Annotated in this window: 5 protein-coding genes; 4 read left to right on the forward strand and 1 reads right to left on the reverse strand. The window is 68.6% G+C overall.

Going from position 1 to position 6,872, the window contains the following annotated elements:
* Nucleotides 1-366, reverse strand: a 366-nt coding sequence (locus AC1DWT_RS48745) for a DUF7373 family lipoprotein (RefSeq protein ID WP_477926014.1), incomplete at its 3' end; no start/stop codon positions are given.
* A gap of 245 nt (nt 367-611) precedes the next feature.
* On the opposite strand from AC1DWT_RS48745, the gene AC1DWT_RS48750 reads away from it, so the two are divergent.
* From AC1DWT_RS48750 to AC1DWT_RS48765, 4 genes are all read left to right on the forward strand, one after another.
* A complete protein-coding gene (locus tag AC1DWT_RS48750) occupies nt 612-2,504 on the forward strand; it encodes a dynamin family protein (protein WP_477926015.1) in 1,893 nt (630 codons plus the stop codon).
* Complete coding sequence (locus AC1DWT_RS48755) at nt 2,501-3,928, forward strand: GTPase (RefSeq protein ID WP_477926016.1); 1,428 nt, start codon at nt 2,501-2,503, stop codon at nt 3,926-3,928. Before AC1DWT_RS48750 ends, AC1DWT_RS48755 begins: the two co-directional genes overlap by 4 nt.
* Nucleotides 3,929-4,167: 239 nt before the next feature.
* Nucleotides 4,168-6,069, forward strand: coding sequence for an Hsp70 family protein (locus AC1DWT_RS48760; protein ID WP_477926017.1), 1,902 nt, complete (start codon nt 4,168-4,170; stop codon nt 6,067-6,069).
* A gap of 204 nt (nt 6,070-6,273) precedes the next feature.
* Nucleotides 6,274-6,872, forward strand: a 599-nt coding sequence (locus tag AC1DWT_RS48765; RefSeq protein ID WP_477926018.1) for a hypothetical protein, incomplete at its 3' end; no start/stop codon positions are given.

The raw sequence follows: 6,872 nt of genomic DNA on the forward strand, positions 1-6,872 counted from the left end.
GTTGTGGGCGATGTCCCCGGCGGCGTCGCTGAGGACGACACCGAGGTTCTTGCCGCTGCGCATCACCATCGTGGGCATCTTCACCGAGGTCAGTTCCGGGTCGATCTCGAAGGGAACGACGGTGAACTCGGCGAGCCGCTGCCCATCGACATCGAGGATGGTTTCCTGGGTGGCCCGCCCGAACTCGGGGGCCGGACTGGTCGGGTAGCTGCCGGTGTCGAGGGCGGCTGGATCGACACTCGCGGTCGCAGTTTGGTCTCCGCCGGATTTGCCGGTGGGTTCGGCGGTGGTGTCGGCGTTGGTGCAGCCGGCCAACAGCACTGCGGTGGCGAGCACTGCCGCCGGCATCCACGTGGTTGTCCTCATAGTCTTGTCGGTCCCTTCCCTGTCTCACCCCCCGCGAGTGTCGGCGTCGCCGGGCGGGAGCGTGTGGTCTTGGTAGTTGGAGGCCGCGACCGCCTGGAAGGTTCCCACACCCTTCTGGTGGCCTCCGTCACACCCACCGCTGTGGGGGAGGTGGTCGGCTGGCGATGCAGGCCCAGGCCCGGTCACGCTAGGGTTCGACGGCGCCCACACCAGGGCACACAGATCGACGGGAAAGGGGAGAGGGCGTGGAATCCGCAGCCCAAGCCGGGCAACCGGCCACCGTTGCCTCCCCAGCCGCCGAAGCGCCGCCGAGGGAGCGCACCGAGGTGCTGCTCTCGTCGATCACCGACAAGATCCTGCGCCCGTTCGGGTACGACGCAATCAGCGATCTCGCCGAGCAGCGGGCCCAAAGCATGGAACAGACCCGGTCGGTGGTCGTGGTCGGCGAGGTCAAGCGGGGAAAGAGCTCCTTGGTCAATGCGCTGGTCGGGTGGCGCGGAGCCTCACCGGTGGGAGTGGACGTGACGACGTCGACGACGATCAGCTTCGGTGAGGCGACCGCCGAGCAACCCGGTGGGACGGCGCAGATCCTGTTCCCGGACCGAACCGAGCAAATCCCGCACGCCGAGTTGGCGGACTGGGTCTCGTGCGAGGGCGCCCATGTCACCGATAGCAGGATCGAGGAGTTACCCACCCGGGCTATCGTCCCGGTGGCCGGCAGCCGGCTCGGTGACGTCACCGTGATCGACACCCCCGGGGTGGGCGGATTGGACCCGTCCTACGCGGTCCTGGCGGAAGCGTCCGCGTCGCAGGCATGCGTGTTGGTGATCGTGTGCGATGCCACCACCCCCTTGACGGCTCCGGAGATGGCGTTCATCGACAAGACCGGGTCCGCGGTGGAATCACTGATCGTGGTGGTCACCAAGACCGACAAGAACATCCGCCGCTGGCGTCCGATCGTCGACGAAGACCGCGAACTCTTGGTCCGGCACCTGGGCCGTCAGATTCCGGTGGTTGGGGTGTCGAGTCTGCGGGCGGTGATCGCCGCGGAGATGGCACCCGGACCGCAGCGCGACCACGCCGAGGCACGGTCCGGGATCGTCGAGCTGCGCAACCTGATCGACTCGAAACTCGCCATCGCCGAACACCTTCCGGCGATCACCGGGCTGCGGACCGCGGTCGAGGGGTTGCGTACGTTGGCGACGGACATGCGCACCCAAATCGCGGCGATCACCCGCAGCGGCGAGGTCATCCCGGATCTGACCGCACAGCTGGCCGAATTGCAGGGCCTCAAGGACCACTCGACGCAGTGGGAGCAGTACCTGCAACGGGACCTGACGTTGATCCGCCAGCACGCCACCGACGACCTCGACCGGCGACTCGACGACATTCGCCAGAAGTGGACCACCCGAATCAACAAGAACGGGATGGCGGTGCTGCGCCGGAACCCGCAACATTTCACCGCGGAAATGGAGCGCGATTTCCAGGCGGCGATGGCGGGGTCGGTCAACCTGTTCCTCGAGCAGCTCTACACCCAGATCGTGCAACCGAGATTCGCCTCGGAGGTCATCTGGCACGAAATCTCCGAGCAGGTCCTCGCGACGTTGTCGAACCGCACCCTGGAAACCCACCAGGTCGCCGGCAAACGGCAAGGGCTCCTCGATCCGTCGATGATCACCATGGGAGTGATGGGCTCGTCGATGCTCGGCGGTCTGATCGGGGTCTCGGCGATGATGGGCGTCGGGGCAGTCGTCGGCGTCGCCTGGGTGGGATTCAATCTCGGTTTCAAGGCGATGCGGGCAGGGAAGACGAACCTGCTGGGCTGGTTGCGGGAGACGATCGCGACCACGAAGACCACCACCTCCCGGATGCTCGAATCCACCCTGGCGCTTGCCCGCCCGGAAATCGTCATCCGCTACCGCGAACACGTGAAAGCCTCGATCGCAACCCTGCAGGCGCAGATCAAAGACGCCGAGGACACCGCCCGGGCCGACAAGGCCACCCGGGAGAAGAAGCTGACCCGCCTGCAGAACAACCTGCGGGTGGTCGAAAACAACATCACCCGCGCCGAATCCCTGATCGCCGAACTGTCCACGCACACCACACCCTCGGCCGACGCGGGCGGTGATCCCCGGTGACGGCCACCCCTACCGCACCGGCCTGGGATCCGGTGCGCGCCGGCCTGGACCGGGCGCTGCACGCACTCGCCGGCCTGGCCCCCGATCTGGCCGCGCACGCCAACCGGATCGGCCAGATCCTCTGGTCCCCGCCACGGATCGTGATCGTCGGCCGACTCAAGGCCGGCAAGTCGACACTGGTCAACGCCCTGATCGGGGCGCCGGTCGCCGAAACCGCCGCCCTCGAGGCCACCAGCATCGTCGCCGTCTACCAGGACGGCGCCCCCTCCCGCGCAGAGGTGGTCCTACTCGACGGCTCCCGCCGCGCGCTGCACCTGTCCCGCGGCCACACCGCCGACCTGGGGGTCGACCCGGAACAGGTTGCCTACCTGCACCGGTGGCTACCCTCGGCGGCGATCCGCGACTTCACCCTGGTCGACACCCCCGGTCTGGCCACGCTGACCGCCGAGAACGAGGCCCGCACCCGCCGGGTACTCATCGACGGGTTCGAGCAGACCCGCACCGCCTCCGTCGACGCCGACGCCGCGGTGTTCCTCTTCGACTCCGCTCCCCGCGCCGACGAGATCTCCTTCCTCAAACAACTCGGATTCACCCCGCTGAACACCCTCGGAGTCCTCTCCCGAGCCGACGGATTCGGGGAAGGCGCACTGGGGCAGCGCAATCCGCTCGAGCACGCGATCGCCCACGCACGGGTCCTGGCGGACCGGCTCGCCGACACCGTCATGACGGTGATGCCGATCGCCGGGCTGCTCGCCGAAACCTCCCACACCGGGGCCCTCACCGAGTCCGACGCCCGCGCGCTGGCGTCGCTGAACGGGTACGGGCCGCTCGAGGTGCTCGACCTCCTCGACACCGATACCCCCACCGTGGTGCCCGAGGCGGTGCGCGATCGGCTCCTCGATCTGGTCGGCGAATACGGAATCGTCCATGGCCGCGACGTTGCCGCCCGTGGGGCCGCCACCCTGAACGAGTGGTTGACCGCGCACTCGGGGATCCCACAGCTGCGGGGAGTGCTCTCGCAGCACCTGAGCCGGTTCGCCGCCGTGCACCGGGCCAGCCGGATCATCCGCGAACTCGACCAACTCGCCTTCACCCACCCCGCCCGGGACCAGATCCGCGGCGTCGTGGACCACCTGCGCCGCGACCCCGCCCTGCACACGGTGGTGCTGTTCGAACACCTCAAGTCCATGCTCGAGGCCGATCCCCGTTCCCCGGTCACCACCGAAGTGCGAAGGCTCCTCGAACATCACACCCCGGCCGGACAGCTCGGGCTCCCGGACAGCGCGGGCCCAGACCAGGTGCGGGCAACGGCGCAGCAGAAGCTGAGCTGGGCGCACACGCAGGCGCTGTCGACGATGACCGCGGCCGAGGACGCCGCCCTGATCGTGCTGGCGCACACCTACGGCACCCTCGCGACCACCTGACCCGACCCCCCCAGACGGCACCCCATGCGAATCAGTGGGGGTGGGGCGGGAACCTTTCGCCTGCGACGCGCATCGAACTATCAACCGCCGACGCACACCCCTGTGGAAGGACCAACCCGTGATGTTCTACCGAACGCCGCAGCCACCGCCCCCGCGCCGCCGTGACATGATGCCCGGGCGCGGCCGCGCTGCACAGGCCGCCGGGCGTAATCCGTGGGGCTCGATCACGAGGGGTATCAATGTCTAGGCCGGACTGGCTGCTGGGGATCGACTTCGGCACCTCCAACACCGCCGCCGCACACACCGGCGCGGTCAGCGGCGCCGTGGAAGCACTGCAACTCAGCCACAACCGCACCACCATGTCCTCCGCGGTGTTCGTCGAATCCCCGCACCAGATCGCGGTCGGAGACGTCGCCACCAACCGCGCCGAAACCAACCCCGCCGCCTACATGCCCTCACCGAAGCGCGTGATCGGCCAGGGCGTGGTAAACGTCAACGGCTACGCGATCGCATCGTCGGTGCCGGTCGCCGCGGTACTCGATTCGGTCATGGCCCGGGCCCGGGCCGCACACGCCGGGCAGGCACCCGCCCAGCTGGTGCTCACCCACCCGGAGGCCTGGTCCCCACGCGAGATCCAGGTACTCCTGGACGCCGCCGCCCAACTCGGGCTGGACCCCTCCCAGGTGACCACGGTGTCCGAACCACGGGCAGCGGCGCACTACTATTCGCGGTCGAACACCCTGCCCCCAGGCGCGAAGATCGCAGTGTTCGACTTCGGCGGCGGCACCCTCGACATCGCCGTATTGGCCGCCAACGACCACGGCACATTCGACGTTGTCGCCGCACGCGGCGACAACGGCCTCGGCGGCAAGAACTTCGACGCCTACATCCGCCGATGGGTCGACGAACAACTCGACGCCCGCAACCCCGAACTGGGCGATTACCTACGATCGGCACCTATCGACATCCGGCACGCCCTCGACGATTCGATCCGCCGCGCCAAGGAACTGCTCTCGGAAGCGCCGTCCGCGACCATCACCGTCGCCGGCGGCGGGCACACCGAGAAGTTCCAGATCACCCGCGAGGAGTTCGAGGAGCTCATCACCCCGGCATTGGAGAAGGCGGTCACCCTCACCCGGGCAACCCTCGCCGACGCCCACGTCACCGACCCCACCGGGCTGCACGCGCTGTATCTGACCGGAGGCTCCTCCCGAATCCCGATCGTGCAGGAACACCTCAAGGCACTCGGGCCGATCGCCACCCTCGACGACCCGAAGACCGTCGTCGCGCAGGGGGCGATCGCGGCCGCCGCCCCGATCGTCCGCGGCCTCGGCAACACCGGCGCCGCGGGCGGAGTCGGGTCGCGGTACACCCATCCCACCCCTCCGTCGCAACCGTCCCGACCCGACGGCCCGGCGGCAACGGCACCCATCCCGCCGTCCGGTCCGGACCGAACGACAGCGACATGGCAACCCACACCCACGCCGGCGCCAGCTGGCACAGGTACGGGTAGAAAGAAGTGGGTAGTGATCGGCGCCGCGGCCGCCGCCGCCGTGGTGGTCGTCGCCGGCGTCATCGGAGCGATTGCCCTCACCGGAGACAAGGGCGCAACTGACCAGGTGCCGCCCGCCGACACCGCAGCCGCCGCCGGTGACACCGCCAACGCAGAGCAGGCCGGCGCGTCCGGAACCGGAAACACGCAGGTTCCGACCACGAAAGAGGCTGTACTGGCAGCCCTTCCGGCAGCATTGCGAACAGATCTGGAGAACTGCAAAACCAACGGGGAAACCGAGAACGGTGGCCTCCAGATGCAATGCACCCTGAAAGAGGGCACCGCGTTGACCGCCGGGATCTCCGACCAGGACTACCAATCGATCATCGTCAGCGTCGACCCCGCCGAGGCGAAAAAGCGAGTCCTCGGCATCCGGCAGGGCTTCCAGAACGACACCACCTCGACCGACAACGAGATCGTGGAGAACATCCCGCGGACCGCGGCCGCACACATCGACGGTCCTGGCTACGCGAACACCTACTCGATCTGGTACGCCAACAGCTCGACCGGGGTGATGGCCAGCTTCAGCGACGCCCAGGGCCTCGACGGGGCGAAGACGTTCCTCTCCCGCGCCGGCCTGATCAACTAACCTCCACCGCCGCCGCAGAGACTGCGCCCGCCCYWCTTTCGGGGCGGGCGCAGGTGTCTGTGCAGGCCTTTCGCCCCAGGTCGCGGCCGGTCGCAAAGTTTTTCAGGAAGTCCGGGAACCTTTCGGRSCAYTCACCGCATCYAACTCTCGACARCRCAGGGAACACGCTTCCCGGCCAAYACCKTCGACGGACAAGGATTCGAGATGAGYAACCCCCGCGSCGCMCAGGACAACCCGACCACCACCGGCACCACCTCGCCCAGCCCCAACCTGATCGGGGACCCGCAGGACGCCAGCTACACCACCGCCCCCGCCGCTAGCGAGCAGCCGCCGGTGGCAGCCGATCCGGTCGGAGCCGGTACCGCTCCGGGCCCCATCGCCGACGACACCGACCTGGGAACCGGCACCGCCGGCGAGACCGATCTGGGGGTCGGCACCGGCGGGGAGTACTACTCGCCGCGCGACGTCGACGGCGACGGGAACGTCGACCTGATCCACACCCGCATCGAGGGGGTCGAAACCATCACCCACATCGACGAGGACGGCTCCATCACGCTCGTCGAGCAGGACACCGACGGCAACGGCACCTACGAAACCGGTATCGCCCCCACCGCCACCGGGATCCGCCTCGCCGAGGACCTCGACGACGACGGAACCGTCGACCTCGCGACCCACCTCGACCCGACCACCGGCGCACCGGTCCGCCAGGACGTCATCGAGGACGGGCGGATCACCGACACCCGGCTCGACACCACCGCCGACGGCAACCCGGACGTGCACCTGATCGACAGCAACGGCGACGG

The sequence above is a fragment of the Rhodococcus sp. P4_B6 genome (assembly GCF_056402215.1).

Excerpts from the sequence above, each read along its gene's own strand:
- AC1DWT_RS48760 (WP_477926017.1), top strand. The coding sequence starts at position 4,168 with ATGTCTAGGCCGGACTGGCTGCTGGGGATCGACTTCGGCACCTCCAAC.